Origin of the sequence: Paenibacillus sp. RUD330, assembly GCF_002243345.2 — a bacterium.
Classification (GTDB): Bacteria; Bacillota; Bacilli; order Paenibacillales; family Paenibacillaceae; genus Paenibacillus_O.
The window spans coordinates 460,664-483,040 of the sequence record NZ_CP022655.2; the positions used below are offsets into that span (position 1 = coordinate 460,664).

Below are 22,377 nucleotides of genomic sequence, written 5' to 3' on the forward strand. Positions count from 1 at the left end.
GAACGGCGTCGAAGCCGTTGAAAAAGGCCGGGCAACGTCATTGACATGACGTTGTCCGGCCTTTTGATGTTCCTAGCGTTTCGCCGGCTTGGTGCCGGTGAAGAGCAGCAGGAGGAAGGAGATCAGGATGATGGCGGCGGTCCATGCCCATGCCATCGCGGTGCGGCCGGCGTCGACAGCCACGTAGATGGCCGTCGGCACGGTCTGCGTAATGCCGGGAATGTTGCCTGCGATCATGAGCGTGGCGCCGAACTCGCCGAGGCTGCGCGCGAATCCGAGCAGGAGAGCGCTGAGCAGGGAGCGGGCAGCCAGCGGGAGGGCGACGTGGCGAAGCACCTGCCCCTCGCTTGCTCCGGCGGACCGGGCAGCCTGCTCCAGCTCCGGCTCGATGCCGGCGAAGCCGGTCTTCATCGTCTGATAGACCAGCGGGAAGGAGACCACGACGGCCGCGACGACCGCGGCCCATGGCGTAAAGACGAGCGGAGCGGAGAATATGGCTTCGATCGTCTTGCCAAGGAAGCTGCGGCGGCCGAGCGCCACGAGAAGCACGAAGCCCACGACCGTCGGGGGAAGCACGAGGGGGAGCAGGAACGCGGTTTCAAGCAGCAGCTTCCCCCTGAACCTGGATCTGCTCATGAGCCGTGCGGCCGCCGTGCCGGCTGCGAGGGCGACAACGCTCGCCAGCAGAGCTACTTTCAGAGAGAGGATGACCGGCGGCCAAAACTGCTGCCAGTCTATCGGCGCCGGCATTATTTCGGATCCGTGAAGCCGAAGCTCTTGAACACGGCCATAGCATCTTCGGATTGAAGATACGCATAGAACCGCTCAGCCTCGGACCGATGCTTCGTCGCTTTGACGATGGCGGCGGGATAACGGATGGACGGATAGGACGCCGGATCCACTTCGTAGGCGACGGCTGCTTTGGCGGAAGCCTGCGCATCGGTCCGGTAGACAAAGCCTGCATCCGCGTTGCCGGTTTCCACCGCCTGCAGGACGGCTTTCACATCCTTGGCCTGAACGAGCTTGTCCTTCAAGGCGTCCCACCGGCCGGCCTTGGCCAGCGCTTCCTGGGCGTATTGTCCGGCCGGGACGCTCTCCGGAATGCCGATGGCGATCTTGCTGAAAGCCTGTCCGGCGAGAGCGTCAAGGGAAGAGATGCTTGGGTCGGCCCCTTTTGGCACGATGACGACAAGCGAATTGCCGAGAAGATCGCGGGAATCCTCTGCGGCGACGAGATTTTGATCCACGAGCGCCTTCATGTTTTTGGACGAAGCGGAGAGGAACAGGTCAGCGGGAGCTCCCTGTTCGATCTGTTTTTGCAGGGTGCCGGAAGCGCCGAAGTTGAAATGAAGGGAAATGCTTGGATTGGCGGCTTCAAAAGCGGCCTTGATCTCGTCCAATGCTCCGGTCAGGCTGGCCGCCGCGGACACCGTCAGCTCGGCGGGCGGGGCGGAGGAGGCTGGCGGAGAGGCGGCTGCGGAGGTGCCGCCGCTGCCGTCCGGCTGCGTATTGGCTTGCTTGCTGCCGCAAGCGGCGGCAGCAAGCAGCATGAGACCGGCTAGAAGGAACAGGAAAGCTTTCATTCGTATTGATTTCAGCATTTTCTCTCACTCCAAGTATGGTTTTATATGATCTAGTTATAATTAGGATGATTATATATAGATGCAGCGAAGCTGTAAATCCCTAAACCGGCATCATCCGCTATAATAAACGGCATAGAGCGATAGCGGGACAAAAGAGGAGATCAAACCATGAATCAGGAACCATCCTATACGGTCGAGGAAGTGGCCCAGCTGCTTCGGATCTCGAAGCTGACCGTCTACGACCTTGTCAAGAAAGGCCGGCTTCCCGCTTACCGGGTAGGGAAGCAGATGCGCGTGGACGCTACCGATCTGGAGGCTTATAAGGCGAAGTCCAAAAACCAGACCGCCGTCTTGGGCCTCAAGGATGTCGCGGGAAGCAGCTTCGCAGGAGCGAAGGAAGGTCCTGGCGGGGATGCGGCGAGCGGGGCTTCGGGTGTTCGCCGGCACGAGCCGGAGGACGGGAGCGGGGGGATTCCCGGCGGAGATGTCCGCTCCGGCGAAGGCTCTTCCTCTATGCAAGCGGGCAGAGTCTCTCATGCGGTTGCTCCGCGGCATCAGCTCGTCATCACCGGACAGGACATCAGTCTCGATCTGCTGACTTCCTTCATGGAGAAGGCGAACGGAACCAGGCCTCTGCGCTCCCATGCCGGCAGCCTGGACAGCCTGATCCAAATGTACAAGGGAGAAGCGGATATCGTGAGCACGCATCTATGGGATGGGGATACGGGAGAGTACAATCTCCCGTATATCACCCGCATTCTTGCCGGCTTCCCGCTGCTGGTGGTGAACCTGCTCGTTCGCCGCGCGGGCTTGTATGTACAGCCGGGCAATCCGCTGGGCATGTCCGGATGGGCCGACCTGGCCAGGCCGGGAATCCGTTTCGTCAGCCGGGAGCGCGGTTCGGGAGCCCGGGTGCTCGTCGATGAGCAGCTGCGCCTGCTCGGTATTCCTCCGCATACCCTCGAGCAGGATGGAAGAGTCCAGAACAGCCATCTCGGAGTGGCGGCCAAGGTGGCATCCGGCGATGCGGACGCGGGAGTCGGGATGGAGAAGGCGGCTTCGATGGTCGGGAACGTGGAATTCATCCCGCTGATCCGCGAGCGCTACGATCTGGTTGTGGTCAAAAAGCCGGAGAACGCTCCATGGATCGGCAAGCTGATGGATATTCTTCAATCGGAAGCGTTCCGAAGGGAACTGGGCGCCATTACGGGCTGCGACAGCTCCGAGACGGGCAAGGTGCGGCTGGATTCCTGAACCGGAAAGCCCGGTCCGGAAAGCCCGGTCCGGAAAGCCCGGTCCGGAAAGCCCGGTCCGGCCGCCTTGGCGGTCGCGACGCCGCCATCGGCACATCGGTGAAAAGCGGCAGAGATGCGGGCTTCCATGCGGGAAGAGCCTTTGTCAGAAGAAGCCTCGGGAAAGCCTCGGGAAAGCCTCGGGAAAGCCTCGGGAAAGCTCAAGAATCTTCAGGAATGATTTAGAAGCTAAAGAAGCTTCAGGAAAATTCCTTGAAAGCTCAAGGAAGGTAAGGAAAGCTTCAGAAAAAGAGGCTCTTGAAGGGAGCGCGATAAGTCCATGACTTATTCGGATCTGATCAAGTCTTACATCCAAGATTTGGACAAATACACGGCGGAGCAGCTGCGCTTCAAATCCTCGGCAGAGGTCTGGTCTCTCGGCCAGATGTACGATCATATGATCGCTGCGGCCCTTGATTATATGGATCAGGTGGAGAAATGCGCTGCCGGAGGCGAGAAGGACAAGGCAGTGAAGACGGAGGCAGGCGAGCGGCTGTTTGCGCTCGGGGGCTTCCCGGCGGTGAAAATCAAGCTGCCTGACGGACCGGCCAACACGCCTTGCCGTTCGGACGGCAGGGAAGAGCTGGCGCGCAGGCTGGAGCATGTTCTGGAACTGATGCAGCAATGGGAGAGGAAGCTGGAGGGGATCGATCCGGACAGCAAAGTCAGACATGGCGGATTCGGCTGGCTGAACGCCCGGGAGTGGTTCGACCTGTCCGGCATGCACTTCCGTCATCATCGGGCCCAGCAGAGGGAGCTGGAACAAAGGCTTGGGGTGTAGGCCGAGCATAAGCAGAAAGAAACGGAGCAGGAAGAAAACGGAGCAGAAAGAAACGGAACAGAAAGAAACGGATAAAGCAAATCTACAGATCGTGGGGCATTTGCAAAGCGGCAGTCGGGGAGCGCCATCCCGGGCTGCCGTTTTTAGTGTATGGACTGCGCCAGGTTGCTGTGCTTTTATCCCCAAACGGACTATGATCGACGGCGGTATATCCCTATTGAAAACATGGACGCAGAAGCTCTCGCCGGAAATCGTTGACATTATATGAAGGGTACAGCTATGATGACTTTATAAAGGTATTTATTTCAAAAGTAGAGGATTGACTATTCGATCATCCTCCGTCAACGAAAGAGAGGCAGCAAGATGACCCATCCCAAACTATTCCGGCTGCTGTGGGCCGGACAAAGCCTCTCCAATCTTGCTGATGCGCTGTATCTGCTGTCGGTCGTCACGATGGTCTACAAGCTGACCGGATCGGCGCTGTTCTCCGCCTTCGTGCCGTTGTGCCGGGTTGCAGGCCAGCTGGCTTGCGGGATCATGGCGCCGCTGATCATGGACCGGTTCCGGCTTACGTCGCTGATCAAGCTGTCCCAGCTGATTCAGGTCGCCTTGTTCGCCGTACTGGCTCTGGCGGCGGCGAATATGAGTGTCAGCGGAATACCGACTGCGCTGATCCTCATTGCCTTGCTGTCGTTCACGGATGGCATTACGACGCCGGTCCGCAATTCGCTCGTTCCCCTGTATGCAGGCAAAGACGAGCTTATGAAAGCCAACGGGCTGATGTCCACGACCGACCAGACCGTCATGATGCTTGGATGGGCTGGGGGCGGGATGCTTGTCACCTGGCTGGGAGGCGGCACCGTCATGGGCCTGACCCTTGCCATGTATGCCGGGGCGCTTGTGCTGACCTTGCAGCTCAAGGAATCGTCGGTTCCTTCAACTTCTTCGCTTGGCCAGAAGGAACCGGACCCGGCAGGCGTATCCGACTTGGAGGCGGCTGCCGGCCTGCCGGAGCTTGGCGACAGCGGAGTCCGGAGCGGCGGCCAAAAGATCGGCGCCTGGGCGTCGGTCAAGGAAGGCTGGCAAAACATCTGGCGCAACAAGACCCTGCGGCTGCTCATTGTGATGGATACCATCGAAGGCACGGTCGGGGCGGCCTGGATCGGCGCGCTCATGCTCGTCTATGCGACAGAGCAGCTGGGCAGGGGGACCGAATGGTACGGAATCATCAACGGGGGGTATTTTGCCGGCTGCATCATCGGGGGACTGCTCGTCGTCGCCTTCACCAGACGCCTGATGCGAAGGCCGGCTCTGTCCATCATGGCCGGAGCGGGTCTGATGGGCCTGATGACGCTGGCTTATGCCGCAACGGAATCGCCATGGGTCGCGCTGCTGCTGGTCATCCTCATGGGGCCGCCTCAGCAGCTCCGCGAGGTGACGCGCAGAACCGTCTTCCAGAGCGCTTGCCCTCCGGAACAGCTCCCCAAAGTGATGAGCGCCGAAAATACGCTGGTGTACTCCCTGTTCGGCCTGTCGGTCGTGCTTCTGTCCTGGATGGCGGACCGATGGGGCATCGCGGCCGTCTATGCCATGACGGGAGCCTTCTATCTGCTGACGGCCTGCCTGGCCGGACTCAACCGGAGCAGGCTCCAAGGGCAGGCTGCTGTTCGGGACGAGGCTGCCACGCAGACAAACATAGGAAGAGACAGCGAACTGTAAAGCCTTGAGGCCCGAAATGCACCGAGATTGTTCCTGCTCGATGACCGGGCATGCGCTGATCTTGATAAGGGCAGGAACACGGATTCCTGAGCCTTCGGCTATCAGGCCAAAACCTGGATGCCTTGGGCAGCAAGCTGTTTCTTCACGTCGGCGGCGACGGATGCGCTTCGAAGCTCCAGATCGACGACGGCCTGCTTGTGGGCGAGCAGCTGCTTGGCGTAACCGTTCATCATCTCCAGCGATTTCTCCACGACCGCGGCGTCGCTCTTGCGTGCGGCGGCCCCGAAATCCTTGAGGGCGGCCGCTGCGGATGATTCGGGGACTTTGGCAGCGGACTGGCGGGACCGGATAGCGAGAGAGAACTCGTCCATCCCTCCCAATGCTTTGCGTGCGGCGTTCATCTTGCGTGTGCGCTCTGCGCGGACGGCTTTCAGCAGATCCTCCTGGATCCGGATCTGCTGCCTGGCCAGCTGAACGGCGGCCTTCATCGTATCTGCCTGCATGCGGACCAGCTTGGCCAATTCCTTGCTGCCGTATTTGGAGGCTGCGCTTGCTTGATGGTTCATGGCCGTATAAGCCGCGTACAAAGGCTCGTAAGCGGATCTCGCCTTCTTCACGGCGGCCTCTTGCTTGGCGACGCGATCGGTGTCGAGCGAAGGAATCGACTTCCGGATGGCGGCAGCGTCCCGGCTGTTGCGTAGATGGAGCTCGGCTGCACGCAGGGTTCGTTCCTCCAACTGGGCGGTGATCGAGACGTAAGCGCCGTAATGGGCGTTCAATCTGGCTGCCGCAGGAGCTGCTGCGGCGGCGGCCGTCCGCTCGAAGGCGCTCTTGGCTGCGGGACTCACCGCGAGAGAAGTGGCAGCGGCCGGGGACGGGGCTGCAAGCAGCATGAGCGCAACAGCGAAGGCGGCAGCGGCCGAGGCTGCGCGCCGCCAGCCCGAAGCGCATAAAGACGAAAAAATGGACGATGGCATTCCAATCTCCTCCTAATTCCGCACGAAGCATAGAACGCGAAAAAGCACCGCAGCAAGCAGCTCTCCAGGAGAGCCGCAGGCTGCGGTGCTTCCGCATGTTCCTACACATGTCGTACGATCGTATGTTCTAAATTTAAGGCTGGCAAACGGAAATGTCAAGATAAATTTCAAGAAATTGTGCAGATGCTTCTTCAACTTTTCTGCTGTCGGATGGAACATGTCTCGTCAGGATTTCCTTGTCGTTCACGGTCCAGTTCACGCCTGTTCAGACCTCAAAACGGGATGGCCGGATCAGGACGACGAGGGCAAGGACAGATCAAAAAGCGCCCGGTTCAAGAGGCTCCTCGATCAGATGCCGGTAAAATACCGCGGCTGACGCCGAGACGTAAGGCATCAGCCACAGCAGGCCGAGCCCGAACGGAATCACGGCCAGGACGGCCCAGCCGAGGAAGCTGAGCTGGAGCACGAAAAGACGCCATTTATGGCCGACCATCAGCTGCTTGCTCCGGTCCAGCGCCTCGAGCACTCCCGTCTCCGGATTGTCGGCTAGAATATAATAGGCCTGGGAGTAGCGGTATGCCGCGATAATACCGGGTATGACCAGCAGCAGCGTCCACAGAAACACAAGCAACGCCATCAGCAGATAGAGCCCGAGCACTTTGCCGTAGTAGCGAAAGCCGTCAAAGATCATTCCCACGGCGATTTCCCGCCTGCGCGCGAGCGCCAGGTAAAAGAGGGCCGAGCCGAGAGCGAGCGGACCGGCGACAAGCAGCTCGAGAAGCCCTCCGAACCTGCCGAATTCCTGCAGGATGAAGCTGACCAGCACCGGAATGGCGCTGACCGCGATCGCCCGGCCCCAGCTGCCGGACAAGGCGGAACGGGCCTCCGCGCGAATCTCCGCCCGAGACGGCCCAATGTAGGAAGACATGGAATTCCCCCTTCGTGTAAGGTGAATGTCTTCCCCAGCTTATTCAACGCCGCCTGAGCTTAGAAGGCAATCTCACAGCCTTCCGTAGGCTCGAAGCGTAAGCAGGCGCTGCAGCGTGACGACGCCCCGCCACTCCATCTCCGCCGCCGGACTCAAGGCAGGGAAGGACATCGGCCAGCCGCCGTCCTCCTCCTGCTCTCTTTCCATCGCATCCAGATGCTCCTCCACGGCAACATCCCCGATGAATCTCCTCGCATAAGCGTTCGGCTCCGGCGCCCAGTCCAGCACTTTGTGGACGTAGCCTTCGGCATGGAAGTCCAAGCCGATGACGCCCGGCTTCTGCAGCCAGGCATCCAGCCGGCGCAGCAGCGGCTCGGCGCGTTCCCGGTCGGGAGCCGCATTCAGGAAGGCGATCCAGTGGACGGCTTCGTGGTAGCCTTGCGGCTCCCGGTCCGGATCCCTCTCCAGCATTCTCCACGCCGACCGTTCGGCTGCCTGGAACCAGTCTTGTCCGGCAAGCTCTGTCCAGCCGCTCCGGTAGAGAAGCCCGAGCAGCGTGCCGGTCGGGTTGATGGAGGGAGCGGAGGCGTCCAGCCCTTCCCACCACGGGGAGAGCGGCCAGCCGGCCGCGTCCCCGCGAATGATCGGCCAGCCTCCCTGGGGCAGAGAAGAGGCCTTCAGCCATTGGACCATGCCCTCCTCCAGCTGCTTGTCCCTCAGACCGGTCTCGGCGATCACATCCAAGGCAACCTCCAGCGGCACGGGCTGGCTATGCGGGCAGCGAATGTCAGGCTCAAGCGCATGGCCGAAGCCTCCATCCGGGTTCTGGTAGGCTTTCAGCGCCTGCAGGACGGCTTCGGCGGAGCCTTCCTCCCAGTGGAAGCGGAAGCGGAGGCGGTCGATAAGACGGGCGTTCAGGAGCAGAAAGGAACGGGCTTTATCCAGCGATGCAAAATGAGACGGCATATAGGAATCCTCCTCGCAAATTGAGTTCGGTCCCAGTATACCGCCTTCATCCTGACAGCATGGATGTCATGAATTTCTCGGCTTCAATCGCAAAGATGCAGGAAACGCACGAAGCTGCCCTTGGTCAGGCGGCAGGTCTCGCGGATGCAGAAGCCGGCTTCCCGGATGAGCGGCTCGATCGGCTCGGTCGTCAGGATGACGGCCCGTCCCGCCAGCCGGCGCAGGGAGGCAAGCATCTCGAGCTGCTCCTCCGGCGGCGACACGGAGCAGAGATTATAGGGCATGTCGAGCAGGGCGGCGTCGTAACGCCCTTCCAGCCCGCGCATGTCCGCGATCCGCACCAGCTCTTCGGGATAGCCGAAATGCCGCAGATTCTCGCGTGCCCCGACCGCTGCGAGCGGATTGAGGTCAGCGCCCCGGATGTCGATGTCCATCGAGAGGGCTTCCAGCAGCACCGTGCCGATGCCGCAGCAGGGATCGAGCGCGCGCGCGCCGGAAACTTCCGGCACCGCGATGTTGACGGCAGCCCGCGCCGCCCGGGCGGGCAGCGCCGTGGAATATTGCCGCGGCTTGGCATTCTGCCGCAGCCAGACCGGCTCGGCGGAAGCCATCTCGCCGCACAGCCAGCGGCCGTCCAGCAGCGCGGCCCCGAACACGGTATCCGGCCGGCGCAGGTCGGGCTCGCCATGGATGGCCATCCCGAGCTGCCTCTCCAGAGCAAGGCGGCCTTCATTGTCGGGCTGGCCCGGGGCTCCCGTCTTGGCGTAGCGCACGCGGAAGGTGCGCTCGCCGGCGGACAGGACGCCCGCCCGCTCCAGCAGCTCCTCCGGGGAAGCGGCGTCGATCTCGACCGCGAGGCGCTGCTTCAGGAAGGGGCTGCGGCTCGGATCGAGCCGGCGGCTATGGATGAAGGCATCCGCATCGGACGGCAGAGTCAGTCCGGGGAAGAGACAGCGGAGCTCCAGGGAACAGAGCTCCGCCTCGGATTCGTGGCAGGCATAAGTATAGAGATAACGATGGGTCTCGTTGCTAACAGGCATGCAGGTTCGGGTTCCTTTTCGTCGTCAGGCGTATGGAAGGCGGATTCTCCCGTTCATCAGGAGCATCCGCGATCGGAATCTTCATTGTACCTCTCCAGCACGGAGGCCGCCATAGAGGCGACAGCCGCCCTCAGCTCGGGAGGCGACAGCACCTCCGCATCCAGTCCCATTCCGTAGAAAAAGCGGACCGCCCATGTCCATTCGCCGGCCGGGCAGTCGAAGCGGAGCTCCCACTCCTCATCGCCTGCCTGCTCCACGAGCTCGCCGATATGCTCGTCCTGCTCGGCCAGCAGGGAGCCCCGGTATGTGAGGCGGACCGCGACGGGAACGGCGCTGCCGGCAGGGCATGCGGCAGCCGGCATGGAGGAGCGGGAGCCTGCGCTGTTCCCGGCGGGAGCGCCGCTGCTGGAGGCGTCGTCGCCTGCCTGGCCGCCGCGGATCGCCCTGCCGACGACAGATGCCGTCGCGCCTCCGGCCCCGCCTCCGGCCCCGGCTGAGGCCTCCGCGCCGCGAGAAGCTTCCCGGCAATCCGGCTCTCCCAAGCTGCCGGCTTCACTGCCTTCCTCCAGCGGCTGCAGCTCTTCCATCCGGTCGACCCGGAACGTCCGGACTTCGCCATGCAGAGGCGAGAACGCCTCGCAGTACCAGAACCCATGCGCCGCATAAACCCGAACAGGCTGCAGCTCCAGCCAGCGCCGGCTCGTCTGGGAGCGGTACAGCGTCCGCAGCGTCCGCGACTCGGCGAGCAGCTCCAGCAGAAGCGGGAGCATAGGGGAGCGGACGCTGCGGCGGGGCACCTCCAGATGCATTTTGCCGAGAATCGGCTCCACCTGCCTCAGCGTCTCCTCCGGCAGCAGAGCCCGGATCTTGTCCAGCACCGTCCAGCGCTCCCGGTTGAACGGGCTATCGCCGAAGCGGGTAACGGCATGCAGCGCGAACAGAGCCGTCAGCGCCTCCTGCGCGTCGAGCTGGAGCGGCGGCAGCCGGTAGCCGTCCATCAGGCGGAAGCCGCCGCCGGGGCCGGTGGCGGAATAGAGGGGGACGCCCATTTCAGACAGCGACTGCATGTCTCTCAGTATCGTCCGCTCCGACACCTCGAACCGTTCCGCGAGCTGCGCGGCCGTATAGGAATTGCGCTGCAGCGCGATCAGCAGGGCGATCAGACGGTCATTTCGGTTCATGGTCGACCAGCTCCTTTACCGTTTCTATACATCAGGTTGACGCCTGATTTACAAATCTTCGATACCCTAGTTCCATGATGGTTTTTGAGAGTGCCACTATTATTGAAGCCTGCGGCCATCGGCCGCCGGGGAATGGAGTGAAGGCGTTGACAGCAGCTGGAACAGGCAAGAGCGGAGACATCGGCAGATGGCTCAGACGGGTACTCCGTCGAAATGGAAAGAGGGCGGGAGCGGCCGCGCTGGCGGTCAGCCTGTCGGCGGGCATCCTGCTTCCTCCGGCGGCTTCCGTCGCGCAGGCTGCCGGTGTTCCGGGAGTTCCTCCCGTCATCGTGACGGAAATCGTTCCGGATAATATCGGCACCGACGACTACGAGTTTTTTGAGCTGCACAATACGACCGATCTTCCCCAAATGGTAACCGATTCGGTCTATTACCGCTACACCGACTCCAGCGGCAAAGCCGACGTCAAATTCACCATGCCTGCGGGGACGGCTCTCCTCCCCCATGAAACGAAAGTGTTCTGGTACAACAGCAGCGGCAAGACGCTGGCGGACTTCAACGGACATTTCAAAACCTCGCTCAGCAGCAGCCAGGTTGTCGAAGTGGGAGGCTTCACCGGCTTCGCGAACGGCGGCCAGCGGGCCGTCGTCTTGAAGGCGGACGGCGCCGACACCGCCTGGGCGGCCTACCTGGTAACCGATGTCGCGGCAGGGCTGGGCGTCCAATACCAGGCCGACTACAAGCCGGAGGAAATCAAGCTGGAGCTGAAGAGCCCGCCGACGCCGGGGTCGGTGAAGCCGGAGCAGCTGTCTCCGCCAGGCCAGCCGCCGGAAGAACCGGTTCAGCCGGACAAGCCGGTCATCCGGCATCAGGCGCCCGCTGCAGCGGACGGCGGGGCCGATCTCAAGCTGACGGCCGCGGTGGAAAGCGCCGAAGGGACGGCGATGCCGACCGCAGCGGGAAGCGTCTATTACCGGACGGCCACCGACCAGGTCTACGCCATGGTTCCGCTGACGGCGGAAGCAGGAGGAGCCTCGCTGTCGGGAACCATTCCGAAGGATGCTCTGAAGGAAAGCGGCCTCGTCTACTTCATCCAGGCGGAAGGCGTTGCGGGGGCCGTCCGATCGGATACATACACTGTGCCGGTGAACGAGCTCAAGCCTGACCCGCAGAAGCTGCCCGAGCTGCTCGTCACCGAGGTCGTGCCGGATAGCACCAACGTCGGAAGCAGCGACGGCTACGAGTTCGTGGAGATCTACAACAATACGGACCAGCCGCTGAGCTTCGACGACTACAAGCTGTATTACCGTTATACGGACAAAGGCCCTTCGGCCGACCTGACCTGGCCTTCCAAGCCGGAAAACATCGTGATCCCGGCCCGCGGCACGATCGTCCTCTGGGTGATCAACGGCCCGAACGCCGCCCTGACGGCGGCGGACTTCAATGCCAATTACGGAAGCTCCCTCGTCGAGGGCGTCAATCTGTTCCGCATGGAAAATTCCGGCATGGCCAACGGAGGCCTCAGAGGTCTTGTCGTGGGCACGAACACGCATGAGGATATATCGGCCGCCTACTATGTGAAGGAGGACGTGGCCGTCAACAAAGGCATCCTCTATCAATATCCCGGCGACGGAGGCACGGTCATGCGCAAAGGCTGGCCGGGACTCGAAGCCGCGACGCCGGGAAGGGTCAAGGACTGGCAGGTTCCGTCCGTGCCCGTCCATGTCGCCGCCGACGCCGAGCCGCCGGCCGTCCTCGATCTGACGGGCGCCGCCGAGGCGGATCAGGCCCGCGATCTGGACATCAAGCTGGAGGTCACGGACAACAAGCGCGTCAAGTCGGTTCGCCTCTCCTTCCGGACGGACCGCCAGCAGACGCCGACGACCGTGTATTTGACGCAGGATTACAACGATACCCTGTATCATCATCTGATTTCCTCCGCCGAGCTGATCGGCAAGAAATACCTGGAATACTCGGCCGAAGTATCCGACGGCCAGAATATGGCGTCGCTGCCGGCGGTGCGGGTTCCCGTCACCGGCGGAGCGGAGCAGGCCGCGCTGCGGCTGAACGTCAAGGACGGCCAGTTCGTGAAGGGCGTGCATACGCTCAAGGGAACGTCGGAGACCGACGCCCCCGAGCAGCTGCAGCTGTCCGTCGACGGGCAGACGGTGACCCAAGGAACCTATGCCGCGCTTGAGCAGGATGCGTATTTCGCCTTTGAAGCGACCGCGGTGGACTATTATTTCAAAAACGCGGTTACGATCGGCGATGAGATCCTCTATACGTTCATGGATCCGATCCCGTCCTGGAAAACGCTCGTTTATCCGATCGACAGCTCCAGGCTGAAGGCGGGCGCGAACGGCATCTGGATCCGTTCCGGCTCCAAGTCGGGTCCGTTCGACGATCGTCCGGAAGAGAACAAGGACGACTTCCAGATCCGCAACGTCCGCCTGATTCTGGCCGACGGGACGGAGCTGTACGATCCGGCCTATGCCGACCGGAGCAAGGAAATCCTCATGGGCGATTCCGCCGGCAAGCATGTCGGGCTGGAATTCAAGTTCGCCCTGCAGCAGGAGCAGCTTCGCTCCAAGACGCTGCCTTGGGATACGGCGCTGCTGAAGGACGGCAAGCATGTCGTGGCGGTCAAGGGAGCCTCGGGGCAGGCGGCGGCTGACGTGATGGTCGACAATGCCGCTCCAAGCATCGTTCCTTCCGTCCAGGAAGGCCAAGTGTACAGAGGGGCGTTCAAGCTGGATGCGGCCGTCACCGACGCCGGCTCCGGCATACGGGCAGGCTCGGTCGAAGCGCTGCTGGACGGCAAGGCGATCGCCGTTCCGTACGAGACGTCCTCCGCCAAGCTGCAGGCAGGCAGCCATACGCTGCTGATCCGCGCCGAGGACAACGTCGGCAACAAGTCCGAGCGGCGGGTCGCATTCTCGGTGCCGGCCGAAAACCCGCTCCTGCCGGAGCTGCTGGCTCCGCTGGACGGCTCCGTCGTGGAAGGAGCTTCCGCAGGGCTGAAGGTGCGCGTGTCTGATCCCGAGGGCGACAAGCTGACCGTAGGCTTCTACAAGGGCTTCGCGTACGGCGCTTCCGAGACGTCTTCGTTCCGGGCGTTCTCCGGCGCGGCCGACACCGAGCCGCCGCTCGTCCTGAAGCCGGACGGCGAAAGGGAGCTGACCAAAGAGGAATACGCCGCGATCGCCGGCGGCGAAGGGGACAAGCTGACCAATGACTCGACGCAGCAGTTTCCTTATCACCGCTTCGAGGTGAAGCTGGACGCCGCCGTCAAGGCTCAGGACGAGGTCGTCCTGCAGTGGAAGGGCGGCTCGCTGCCCGGCCGCAAGGTGTCGTTGTACGCCTGGAGTCCTTCCGGCAACGCCTGGAAGCGTCTCGACCAGGCCATCGCCGGCGGGGAGGACTTCTCCCTGCAGGCTTCCGTCCCGGCGGGAGACTACGCTGAGGGCGGCATGCTGAACGTCCTTGTCCAGGACGAGCTGCCCGCGAGGCAGGATCCGTACGACTTCTCCTTCGTCTGGATGTCGGACACGCAGTACTACTCCGAGAGCTGGCCCGAAATCTACGAGGGCAACACGAAGTGGATCATGGACAACAAGGATGCCATGAACATCAAGTACGTCATCCATACCGGCGATATCGTCGACAAGGCCGATAGGGAAGAGCAATGGACGAACGCGCAGAAGGCGATGGAAACGCTGGACGACGGCGGAATGCCTTACGGCGTGCTGGCGGGCAACCACGACGTCGGCCATCAGAACAACGACTACAGCAGCTACTGGAAGTATTACGGGGAGGACCGCTTCAAGGACCGTCCGTATTACGGGGGCTCGTACAAGAACAACCGGGGCCACTACGATCTCGTCTCCGCCGAAGGCAATGATTTCATCATCGTCTACATGGGCTGGGGCATCGGCGAGGAGGATATCGCCTGGATCGACAGCGTGCTGCAGCAATATCCGGAGCGCAAGGCCATTCTGGCGTTCCATGAATACCTGCTCGTCTCCGGCAACCGGGCTCCGATCGCCGACGACATCTATGAGCATGTCGTGAAAACCAACAAGAACGTGTTCGCGGTGCTCTCCGGCCACTATCACGACGCCGAGACGTTGGTGGACGAGATCGACGACGACGGGGACGGCAAGCCTGACCGCAAGGTGTACCAGATGCTCGCCGATTATCAGGGAGCGGAGAAAGGCGGCCTCGGCTATATCCGCCTGATGCAGTTCGATCTGCAGAGCAACCAGGTGCACATCAAGACTTACTCTCCTTATCTGGACGATTACAACTACTACGATCCGTCGGAATATCCGGGCAAGGATGAGCTCGATCTGGATGTGAATCTGACCCCCGTCGTGAAAAGGGTCGCCACCGATTCCATGTCCGTGAAGGTCTACACGTCGGATCGGATCGGCGAGGCGCAGGCAGCGAGCGGAGCCGAAGCTTCGGCGGCCTGGAACGGACTCGAGGCCGGCCGCAAGTATCAATGGTACGCGGCGGCAGGCGATGAATACGGCGGATACGCCCGCTCGGACATTTGGAGCTTCCGCGCGGCAGGAGACGCGGTTACGCCGACGCCGAAGCCTTCAGAGCCTCCGGTGACGGAGCCTTCGGAGCCTCCGGCGGCAACGCCAGAGCCGTCGCAGCCTCCTGCAGCGACGCCGACGCCTCCGGTGACGGCTTGGCCGACACCGACGCCGACACCGGCGCCATCGGGTTCCCCTTCGGCTTCGCCGACTCCGTCGGCAACGCCTGGCGCGACGCCGACTCCGAAGCCGGGAATGGAATTCAAGGATGTGCCGTCAACGCATTGGGCAGCCTCGGCCATTTCCCGGGCGGCAGCCCTCGGCATCGCGAGCGGCTACGCAGACGGCAGCTTCAAGCCTTCGGCGGGAGTATCGCGCGCCGAATTCGCGGTCATGCTCGGCCGGGCTCTCGGCTTGCAGGATGCAGCGAACGGTCCGGGCTTCAAGGATCAGAAGGCGATCCCGTCGTGGGCGGGCGGCTACATCGCCGCGGCCGTAGAAGCCGGCTGGCTGAACGGCTATGAGGACGGCACCTTCGGGCCTGGACGTACGGTAAGCCGTGCCGAGATGGCCGTCATCGCGGCCAGGGCGATGGGACTCAAGGGCGCGGGCAAGCCCATCTTCGCCGACGCGGCCAAGCTGCCGTCTTGGGCGGCCGGTTCCGCAGCTGCGCTGCAGCAGGCAGGCCTGATCCAAGGGGTGGAAGGCAATCTCTTCGCGCCGGGACAGAATGTAACCCGCGCTCAGGCGGTGACGCTGATCTTGAATATGCTGGACAGCGGCAGGCTCTGATCCGCTGACGGCAGACGATAGATAAAGTAGAAAGACAAGGCGATAGGTCTGCTTCATAGGTACAGGCGCAAGCCGGCTTCGTTGCGACGAAGCCGGCTTTTTTTCCATGGAAAGCTCAAATAGATCATGCAAGCCGAATGGCGGAGGGGAAAAAAGACCTGTTCGGGACGGCTTTAAACGATTTTTAACTTTCCATGCGGCAAGGGCCGTTCTATCATGAAGGAATGGACTTGGAACGGGATGGGAACATACGGAGGACGGACGGGAGGTGCGCCCGATGGCGGCACGCGCAAGGATTCTCTACATCGAAGACGACGCCGAGATCGGCGCCTGGCTCGCGGACGATCTTGCCCGCAGAGGCTACGAGGTGACGTGGCTGCAGTCGGGCGAGAAGGCGGAGGAGCATGCCGGAGCGGCCGACGTAGCCGTTCTGGACGTCATGCTGCCGGGCCTCGACGGCTTCTCCGTCGGCAGAAGGCTCAAGAAGCGGCGTCCCGAGCTGCCGATCCTGATGCTGTCCGCCCGCACGGCGGTCGAGGACAAGCTGCACGGCCTCGGCTTCGCGGACGATTACGTGACCAAGCCGTTCCATCCCGACGAGCTGGCCGCCAGGCTGGAGGTGCTGCTGCGCCGATCGGGGCAAGGCGGAGAAGAGGCGGTCCTCGTCGGCCATCTGGAGGTGCGCCCCCGGGAGCTGACGGTGACGGATTCCCGCAGCGGAGCCGAGATCGCTCTCACGCCCAAGCAGCTGCAGATTTTGCTGTACCTGCTTCGTCACGCCGGGCGCATCCTGACCAAGGAGCAGATCTACGAAGCGGTCTGGGGAGAGCCGTATATGGAGGGGGACAAAACCGTTATGGTGCATATCCGGTACCTGCGGGAGAGAATCGAGCTGGATCCGGCCCAGCCGGTGATCGTGGAGACGGTCCGGGGCATCGGATACCGGGTCAAGCCGTGAAAAGGCTGTTCGGGGCCGCGCGCCGGCCGTCCCTGCTGGCCCGTTATCTCCTGATCATCGTGTCGGCCCTTGTCGTGCTGCCTGCCGCCCTGCTCATGGCAGGAACGGGTTCGGTCGTCATCTCCGGGCTTGTCTCCCCCAAGGAGAGGGACAACCCGTATGCGGACACGAGCAGGCTGATCGAAGAGTGGCATCGGGAGGCGGCCTTGCTCCGGCATGCCGATCCGGAGACGATCGTCCGCAGCCTGGAGTCGTGGCGCAGCCGCTATCCCCGGTCCAGCGTCTTCTGGGTTGACAGCGCAAGCCGGCTGCGGGCAAGCCTGCCCTTCGACGAGGACCTGCCCCAGATATGGTCATCCGTGTACACGGTGGATTTCATGAAGGAAGCGGTCAACGGAACGAAGTATTCGGTCGTGGCGTTCATCGGCAAGGATGGCGAGCAGGGCTTCATGGCCATGCAGGTGCCGCGATATCTTACGCTGCCTAACGGACAGCGGCTGGGAATGCTCGGAGGAACCGCATACACGGCCGGCGCCATTGTCCTGCTGGGACTGTTCCTCACGGTCAGCTTCTTGTTCTTCAACCGCATCCGCAAGCGGCTGGTGAGGCTGCAGGCGGCGATGGAGCAGCCGTCGGGCAGCGGGCTGCCGCTCCCTGTGGAGGTGTCGGGAGCGGACGAGGTCGGCCGCCTGGAGGAAAGCTTCAACGGCATGGTCCGGGAGCTCGAGGCCGGGCGCCGCCGCGAGGCCGAGGAGGAGTCGCTGCGGCGCGAGCTTGTCGCGCGGCTGTCGCATGATCTGAGGACCCCGCTTACTGTCGTGCGCAGCCATGCGTACTCTCTGGAGCGGGAGCCGCTGAGCGGCCAGGGACGCAAGTCGGTGAAGCTGATCGGCGTCAAGCTGGATTACCTGTCGCAGCTGATCGAGAATCTGTTCTCCTACAGCCTGCTGTCCGCGGGCAAATACGCCTACCGGCCGGAGAAGACGGATATCGTGCGGCTGGCGAGAACGCAGCTGGCCGCCTGGTATCCCGCCTTCGAGCAGGCCGGCATGGAATTGGAGCCGGACCTTCCGGATGCTCCCGTCTATTGGCATACCGATCCTCACTGGCTGGAGCGGGTGCTGGACAATCTGCTGCAGAACGCCCTCCGGCACGCTGCTTCAGGAGGCTGGACGGCTGTCCGCATCGTCGAGGACGAGGGAGGCGGACTCATCATCGAGGATAAAGGTCCGGGGCTTGGCGGCGACTCGCCGAACAAGGGAAGCGGGCTCGGCCTGTCCATCGTGCAGCTGATGCTGAAGGAGATGGGTCTTCGCAAGGAAGTGAGCTCCGGCGAAGGAGGAACGGCGGTTGCGGTCAAGCCGGAACAAATGGATGGATGAACGTTCCGGAGAAAAAAATGAAGAGCCGGGGTCTGCGCTCCCGGCTCTATTTGTCTGCTTACGGATATCCTGCCCGACAATCTCCAGGGTGTCGCCGTCCAAGTACAATCCGATCGGACCGGACAGCTTGTCCATGGATGTGTTCAGAGCCGCCTTGTAGATCGTGCGATCGCCTTCAGGAAGGCTGCCCTCGTTTTAATCGCTTTTTAACCTTGTCCCGCCCCGGATTTTAACCTCCGCCCGTTACGATGGAGGCAGAGGTGATTCGAGATGAAGATGATGAGGCAAGCAAGCGGCTCCTGGCTGCTGGAAACGAAAGGCTTGACCAAGAAGCTCGGCGGCAAAGCGGTGGTCCGCGACGTGGACCTGCGGATCGGGGAAGGAGACATCTACGGCTTCCTCGGTCCGAACGGAGCCGGCAAGACGACGACGATCCGCATGCTGCTCGGCCTTGCCAAGCCGACGAGAGGCGGCGTGACGGTATTCGGGAAGAGCTTGGCGGCAAACCGGATGGACATTCTCCGGCATGTCGGCTCGCTGGTGGAATACCCGTCGTATTACGGCCATCTGACCGGCACGGAAAATCTGGAGGTCATCCGCCGGCTGCTCGACGTGCCCAAGGAAAGAATCGCCGAGGCGCTGTCGATCGTGCGGCTGGAGAAGGATGCCCGGCGCGCCGTCAAAGGCTACTCGCTCGGCATGAAGCAGCGGCTCGGCATCGCGGCCGCGCTGCTCGGCAACCCGAGGCTGCTCATTCTCGACGAGCCGACCAACGGCCTCGATCCGGCGGGCATCCAGGAAATGCGGGAGCTGATCAAAAGCCTCCCCGGCCAGCGGGGGGTGACGATCCTGCTCTCCAGCCATCTGCTGTCGGAGGTCGAGCTGATGGCGACGAAGGTGGGCATCATCAGCAGCGGCAGCCTGATCTATCAGGACAGCATCGCCAGCCTCAAGGCCAGGACGGCAGGCAGAATCCGGTTTGCCGTCAGCGAGCCGGAAGCCGCGTGGCAGCGGCTGCTGGAGCTCGGCTTCGAAGCCGAGCGCGACCAGAGCAGGCTGACGGTGGGCGGCGCGGCGGACCGGACGGTGGCCTACATCGTGGCGGAGCTGGTCCGGCGCGGCCACTCCGTGTACCGGGTGGAAGAAGAGCGGTCGTCCCTCGAGAGCGTCTTCCTGGAAATGACCGGGACGGGAGGCAGCCTGTGATCGGCCGCATGCTCTCGGTGGAGCTGCTCAAGATCCGCCGCAAGCTGCTCTGGCTGCTCGCCGCGCTCGGCCCCATCGGCGTCATCGGCCTGCAGGCCGTCAACTACGGCTTGCGCTACGACTACCTGATGAAGCTGCATGCCGATGATCCTTGGGGCGGGCTGCTGCTCCAGGCAGGCTCCTTGATGCTGCCGGCGCTGTTCATCGGCCTGGCGCTGGTCGCCTCCATGTCGGCGGGCATTGAGCATCAGGCCGGCGCCTGGAAGCAGCTGCTCGCGCTGCCGGTCACCCGGCTGCAGGTGTTCGCGGGCAAAGTGCTGCTGTCGCTCCTGCTGCTGCTGGCCTCCTGCACGCTGCTCCTGCTGCTGACTCTCGGAATGGGCCTGCTGCTCGGCTTCGAGCCGCAGGTTCCATGGGCAGACATCGTCAGCCAGTCCTACCTGCCCTATTTGGCCGCTCTCCCCTTCATCGCCCTGCAGAGCTGGCTGTCGATCGTCATGGCGAATCAGGCGCTGCCTCTTACCGTCGGCACGCTCGGCATGGTGTTCTCCATGTTCAGCGTGCTGATGCCCCAGTGGATGCCCTGGAGCTGGCCGGACCGGGCCGTACGCTCCGCCGACGCCCTGCAGGCCGCAGGCTCGGGTCTCGCCCTCGGCGTGCTCGTGCTGCTGATCGGCTACGCCCATTTTGCCCGGAAGGACGTGAGCTGACATGGCGAGATTGTTGGCATCGGAATGGATCAAGCTGAGACGCTCCATCATCTGGCTGCTGCTGCCGGCCAGCCCGCTGCTGGCGTTCGCAGCAGGCTGGAGATCCGGTCTCGGCTCCGAGGGCGCTGCGGCCTGGAGGGAGGTGCTCGCAGTCGGCGCGACGGTGCACGGCTATTTCTTTCTCCCGCTGCTGGTCGGCATTTTCGCGGCTCTGCTCTGCCGCTTTGAGCACGCTTCCGGCGGCTGGAAGCAGCTGCTCGCCCTTCCCGTCCGACCTGCGGCTGTCTACGGAGCGAAGCTCGCGGCAATCATGTCGCTGGTCGCCATTCTGCAGCTGCTGCTGTTCGCCGCCATCGTCTCGGCTGGGCTGCTGCGAGGGCTGGATGCTCCCGTTCCTTGGGGCATGGTCGGCATGTCGGCTTTCGGAGGCTGGCTCGCCTGCCTGCCTCTGGCCGCGCTCCAGCTGCTCGCGTCCACTGCTTTCCAGAGCTTCGCGGCGCCGCTCGCGGTCAACGTCATCTTCACGCTCCCCAACATGCTCGTCGCCAACTCGAGGGACTTCGCCCCCTGGTACCCGTGGGTGCAGCCGCTGCTGGCGATGGTGCCGCAGGATGCGTACGGCTTTGGCGCGTTCAACGTTTCTCTCGAGACCTTGCTCGCCGTCATCGGGGGCAGCTTCCTCGTCTTCCTCTGCTCCGGCTTGCTGTACTTCGTCCGGAGAGCGGTCTGATGGAGGCGGACGGGCATCCGGGGCGAAGGGCGGCGCGATAGGTCCCTAGCTTGGAAGCGGTGGACGGAGTAGCCGGAGCCCGGATTTCCAGATGCAAAAAAAAAGCGGCTCCCGAGCGCCTGCATGGCGCTTTGGAGCCGCTTTTGCTTTTAATCCGCATTCAGCGGAAGCAGGCTTGCATCCCGGCATTCAGCCGAAGTAGCCCTTCATCGCATTGGACCAGGCGTAGCCGGTCGTCGCGTCCCAGTTGATCGACCACGTCATGACGCCGCGGAAGCCCGCGTAGCCGGCCGGAGCCTGGAGCGTGTAGCCGCCGCCGAACGACTGGCCTTTGGTGATGTAGTTCAGCGCCTTCACGATGTCGGCCGGAGCGGTGTAGCCGCCGCCCGCAGCGGCTGGCGAGGACGGCAATCCGATGGCGACTTGATCCGCGCGCAGGGCGGGGAACATGTTGGCGGCGTTGCCGGCGACCGCGAAGCCTTTCAGCAGCACCTCGGCCATGGCGACCTGGAAGTCGGCCGTGCCCTGGGAATAGGACTTGCCGTCGAGCGCTTGCATGGAGCCGCTGTTGTAATGCTGGACATGGATGTAGTCGAGCTGGTCGCGGACGGCGTAGATGACGGGCAGGTAAGCCCCCCAAGGTCCGCCGTAGGCGATCTGGCCGCCTTGGACGTAAGCCGTTTCGGGAGCCATCGTCAGATCGAAGCCGGAGCCGTACGCGGCCATGATTTCCTTGATGGCCGCGATCAGATTGACGATTTTGGGCGTCGTCGGATTTTTGAAGTCGGAATCGCCGCCGTTCAGGGAGAGGGAGGCGCCTTCCAGGTCGATGTCGATGCCGTCGAAGCCGTAGGTGTCGATGATGGATTTGAGAGAGCTGACGAAGCTGGCCTTGTTCGCCGCGGTTTCCAGATCCACCGTGGCGTTGGCGCCGCCGATGGAGATGTGGACGCGCTTGCCTTGGCTTTGCAGGTAGGCGACATCGGCCTTGAACTGCGCCGGCGTCGTCTGGAACGGCGTGAACGTGAGCGTCGCGTGGTCGCTGAGCGTCTCGGCGAAGCTGACGTTGATGACGTTGAAGTTGCTCGAGACGTTGCGCAGCGGGATGACGCCCGAGCCGTTGTCGAAGTTGTGCCAGTAGCCGACGACCACTTTGCCGGTGGACGGAGTCGCGGTCGGCTTCGGCGTCGGAGTCGGGGTCGCGGTAGGAATCGGAGTCGCGGTCGGAGTGGCCGTCGGTTTCGGCGTTGCCGTAGGGGCCGGGGTTACGGTCGGTTTTGGAGTCGGAGTCGGCGTGACGGTCGGAGCCGGCGTGGCGCTAGGCGTCGGAGTCGGCGTCGTGCCGCCGGTCGGCGTCCACAGCGCCGGCACGTTCGGCGGCTCCCAGCCCGTGAGGGCGGTATGGGATTGCAGGCATTTGTAATCCTTGCCGCTGTACGTGACGACGTCTCCCGTCTTGTAGGCGGTTCCGGGTGTCCAGGCCGCGGCGCCGAATACGGTGGCCGGCAGCAGCGAGACGAGCAGCAGAAGGACGAGCGTCATGGCCAAGCCTTTGCTTTTCATAAGTGCATCCCCTTTCGCGGCGGCT

At 62.9% G+C, this 22,377-nt stretch carries 17 protein-coding genes; 9 read left to right on the forward strand and 8 right to left on the reverse strand.

Annotated features, from left to right (window positions below):
- Positions 1 to 72 precede the first annotated feature (72 nt).
- Together modB and modA are read right to left on the reverse strand one after the other, a co-directional pair.
- A complete protein-coding gene (gene modB, locus CIC07_RS02100) occupies positions 73 to 750 on the reverse strand; it encodes a molybdate ABC transporter permease subunit (RefSeq protein WP_076358993.1) in 678 nt (225 codons plus the stop codon).
- On the reverse strand, positions 750 to 1,601 hold the full coding sequence (gene modA, locus CIC07_RS02105; protein WP_076358992.1) for a molybdate ABC transporter substrate-binding protein: 852 nt from the start codon (positions 1,599 to 1,601) through the stop codon (positions 750 to 752). The genes modB and modA overlap by 1 nt, the downstream gene beginning before the upstream one ends.
- Before the next feature lie 150 nt (positions 1,602 to 1,751).
- Here modA and CIC07_RS02110 point away from each other — a divergent pair, with 150 nt between their 5' ends.
- The 3 genes from CIC07_RS02110 (at position 1,752) to CIC07_RS02120 (ending at position 5,375) form a co-directional block, all read left to right on the forward strand.
- Entirely contained in the window at positions 1,752 to 2,837 is a 1,086-nt protein-coding gene (locus CIC07_RS02110) for a helix-turn-helix transcriptional regulator (protein WP_076358991.1), read from the forward strand.
- A 318-nt stretch (positions 2,838 to 3,155) separates the two neighbouring features.
- Positions 3,156 to 3,656, forward strand: a complete 501-nt coding sequence (locus CIC07_RS02115) for a DinB family protein (protein WP_076358990.1) — start codon at positions 3,156 to 3,158, stop codon at positions 3,654 to 3,656.
- A 363-nt stretch (positions 3,657 to 4,019) separates the two neighbouring features.
- Positions 4,020 to 5,375, forward strand: coding sequence for an MFS transporter (locus CIC07_RS02120; RefSeq protein ID WP_076358989.1), 1,356 nt, complete (start codon positions 4,020 to 4,022; stop codon positions 5,373 to 5,375).
- Positions 5,376 to 5,476: 101 nt separating this feature from the next.
- Here the strand turns inward: CIC07_RS02120 and CIC07_RS02125 are convergent, their stop codons facing one another.
- The 5 genes from CIC07_RS02125 to CIC07_RS02145 all read right to left on the reverse strand — a co-directional run bounded on the left by CIC07_RS02125 (position 5,477) and on the right by CIC07_RS02145 (position 10,467).
- Positions 5,477 to 6,352, reverse strand: coding sequence for a hypothetical protein (locus CIC07_RS02125; RefSeq protein WP_076358988.1), 876 nt, complete (start codon positions 6,350 to 6,352; stop codon positions 5,477 to 5,479).
- Between the two features lie 316 nt (positions 6,353 to 6,668).
- Positions 6,669 to 7,280, reverse strand: a complete 612-nt coding sequence (locus CIC07_RS02130) for a DUF975 family protein (protein WP_076358987.1) — start codon at positions 7,278 to 7,280, stop codon at positions 6,669 to 6,671.
- 72 nt (positions 7,281 to 7,352) lie between these two features.
- The gene (locus tag CIC07_RS02135) at positions 7,353 to 8,246 is read right to left on the reverse strand and encodes a hypothetical protein (protein ID WP_094248311.1); all 894 of its coding nucleotides are present in this window, start codon (positions 8,244 to 8,246) and stop codon (positions 7,353 to 7,355) included.
- Positions 8,247 to 8,329: 83 nt separating this feature from the next.
- Entirely contained in the window at positions 8,330 to 9,286 is a 957-nt protein-coding gene (locus CIC07_RS02140) for an RsmD family RNA methyltransferase (RefSeq protein ID WP_076358985.1), read from the reverse strand.
- A gap of 56 nt (positions 9,287 to 9,342) precedes the next feature.
- Positions 9,343 to 10,467: a helix-turn-helix transcriptional regulator gene (locus CIC07_RS02145; RefSeq protein ID WP_076358984.1), complete on the reverse strand. Its 1,125-nt coding sequence runs from the start codon at positions 10,465 to 10,467 to the stop codon at positions 9,343 to 9,345.
- Between the two features lie 146 nt (positions 10,468 to 10,613).
- Between CIC07_RS02145 and CIC07_RS25640 the strand changes: the two genes are divergently transcribed.
- The 6 genes from CIC07_RS25640 (at position 10,614) to CIC07_RS02175 (ending at position 20,789) form a co-directional block, all read left to right on the forward strand.
- The gene (locus CIC07_RS25640) at positions 10,614 to 15,803 is read left to right on the forward strand and encodes an S-layer homology domain-containing protein (protein WP_076358983.1); all 5,190 of its coding nucleotides are present in this window, start codon (positions 10,614 to 10,616) and stop codon (positions 15,801 to 15,803) included.
- Between the two features lie 277 nt (positions 15,804 to 16,080).
- Positions 16,081 to 16,761, forward strand: coding sequence for a response regulator transcription factor (locus CIC07_RS02155; protein WP_076358982.1), 681 nt, complete (start codon positions 16,081 to 16,083; stop codon positions 16,759 to 16,761).
- A complete protein-coding gene (locus tag CIC07_RS02160) occupies positions 16,758 to 18,143 on the forward strand; it encodes a sensor histidine kinase (RefSeq protein WP_083688599.1) in 1,386 nt (461 codons plus the stop codon). Before CIC07_RS02155 ends, CIC07_RS02160 begins: the two co-directional genes overlap by 4 nt.
- Before the next feature lie 270 nt (positions 18,144 to 18,413).
- Positions 18,414 to 19,349 carry an ABC transporter ATP-binding protein gene (locus CIC07_RS02165; RefSeq protein WP_442953363.1) on the forward strand — a complete coding sequence of 312 codons (936 nt, stop codon included), beginning with the start codon at positions 18,414 to 18,416 and terminating at the stop codon, positions 19,347 to 19,349.
- Positions 19,346 to 20,059 (forward strand): ABC transporter permease, encoded by a 714-nt coding sequence (locus CIC07_RS02170; RefSeq protein WP_076358981.1) that lies wholly within the window; start codon positions 19,346 to 19,348, stop codon positions 20,057 to 20,059. The genes CIC07_RS02165 and CIC07_RS02170 overlap by 4 nt, the downstream gene beginning before the upstream one ends.
- Before the next feature lies 1 nt (position 20,060).
- Positions 20,061 to 20,789, forward strand: coding sequence for an ABC transporter permease (locus CIC07_RS02175; RefSeq protein WP_076358980.1), 729 nt, complete (start codon positions 20,061 to 20,063; stop codon positions 20,787 to 20,789).
- 189 nt (positions 20,790 to 20,978) lie between these two features.
- Here the strand turns inward: CIC07_RS02175 and CIC07_RS02180 are convergent, their stop codons facing one another.
- Positions 20,979 to 22,352, reverse strand: a complete 1,374-nt coding sequence (locus CIC07_RS02180; protein ID WP_076358979.1) for a carbohydrate-binding protein — start codon at positions 22,350 to 22,352, stop codon at positions 20,979 to 20,981.
- Positions 22,353 to 22,377: the final 25 nt, after the last annotated feature.

What these genes read in the sequence shown, in the direction of transcription:
- modA (WP_076358992.1), bottom strand. Translation starts at nt 1,601, where the DNA reads ATGCTGAAATCAATACGAATGAAAGCTTTCCTGTTCCTTCTAGCCGGT.
- CIC07_RS02155 (WP_076358982.1), top strand. Translation starts at nt 16,081, where the DNA reads ATGGCGGCACGCGCAAGGATTCTCTACATCGAAGACGACGCCGAGATC.
- CIC07_RS02140 (WP_076358985.1), bottom strand. Translation starts at nt 9,286, where the DNA reads ATGCCTGTTAGCAACGAGACCCATCGTTATCTCTATACTTATGCCTGC.
- CIC07_RS02110 (WP_076358991.1), top strand. Translation starts at nt 1,752, where the DNA reads ATGAATCAGGAACCATCCTATACGGTCGAGGAAGTGGCCCAGCTGCTT.
- modB (WP_076358993.1), bottom strand. Translation starts at nt 750, where the DNA reads ATGCCGGCGCCGATAGACTGGCAGCAGTTTTGGCCGCCGGTCATCCTC.
- CIC07_RS02115 (WP_076358990.1), top strand. Translation starts at nt 3,156, where the DNA reads ATGACTTATTCGGATCTGATCAAGTCTTACATCCAAGATTTGGACAAA.
- CIC07_RS02175 (WP_076358980.1), top strand. Translation starts at nt 20,061, where the DNA reads ATGGCGAGATTGTTGGCATCGGAATGGATCAAGCTGAGACGCTCCATC.
- CIC07_RS02125 (WP_076358988.1), bottom strand. Translation starts at nt 6,352, where the DNA reads ATGCCATCGTCCATTTTTTCGTCTTTATGCGCTTCGGGCTGGCGGCGC.
- CIC07_RS02120 (WP_076358989.1), top strand. Translation starts at nt 4,020, where the DNA reads ATGACCCATCCCAAACTATTCCGGCTGCTGTGGGCCGGACAAAGCCTC.
- CIC07_RS02130 (WP_076358987.1), bottom strand. Translation starts at nt 7,280, where the DNA reads ATGTCTTCCTACATTGGGCCGTCTCGGGCGGAGATTCGCGCGGAGGCC.
- CIC07_RS02165 (WP_442953363.1), top strand. Translation starts at nt 18,414, where the DNA reads ATGAAGATGATGAGGCAAGCAAGCGGCTCCTGGCTGCTGGAAACGAAA.
- CIC07_RS02135 (WP_094248311.1), bottom strand. Translation starts at nt 8,246, where the DNA reads ATGCCGTCTCATTTTGCATCGCTGGATAAAGCCCGTTCCTTTCTGCTC.
- CIC07_RS02145 (WP_076358984.1), bottom strand. Translation starts at nt 10,467, where the DNA reads ATGAACCGAAATGACCGTCTGATCGCCCTGCTGATCGCGCTGCAGCGC.
- CIC07_RS02180 (WP_076358979.1), bottom strand. Translation starts at nt 22,352, where the DNA reads ATGAAAAGCAAAGGCTTGGCCATGACGCTCGTCCTTCTGCTGCTCGTC.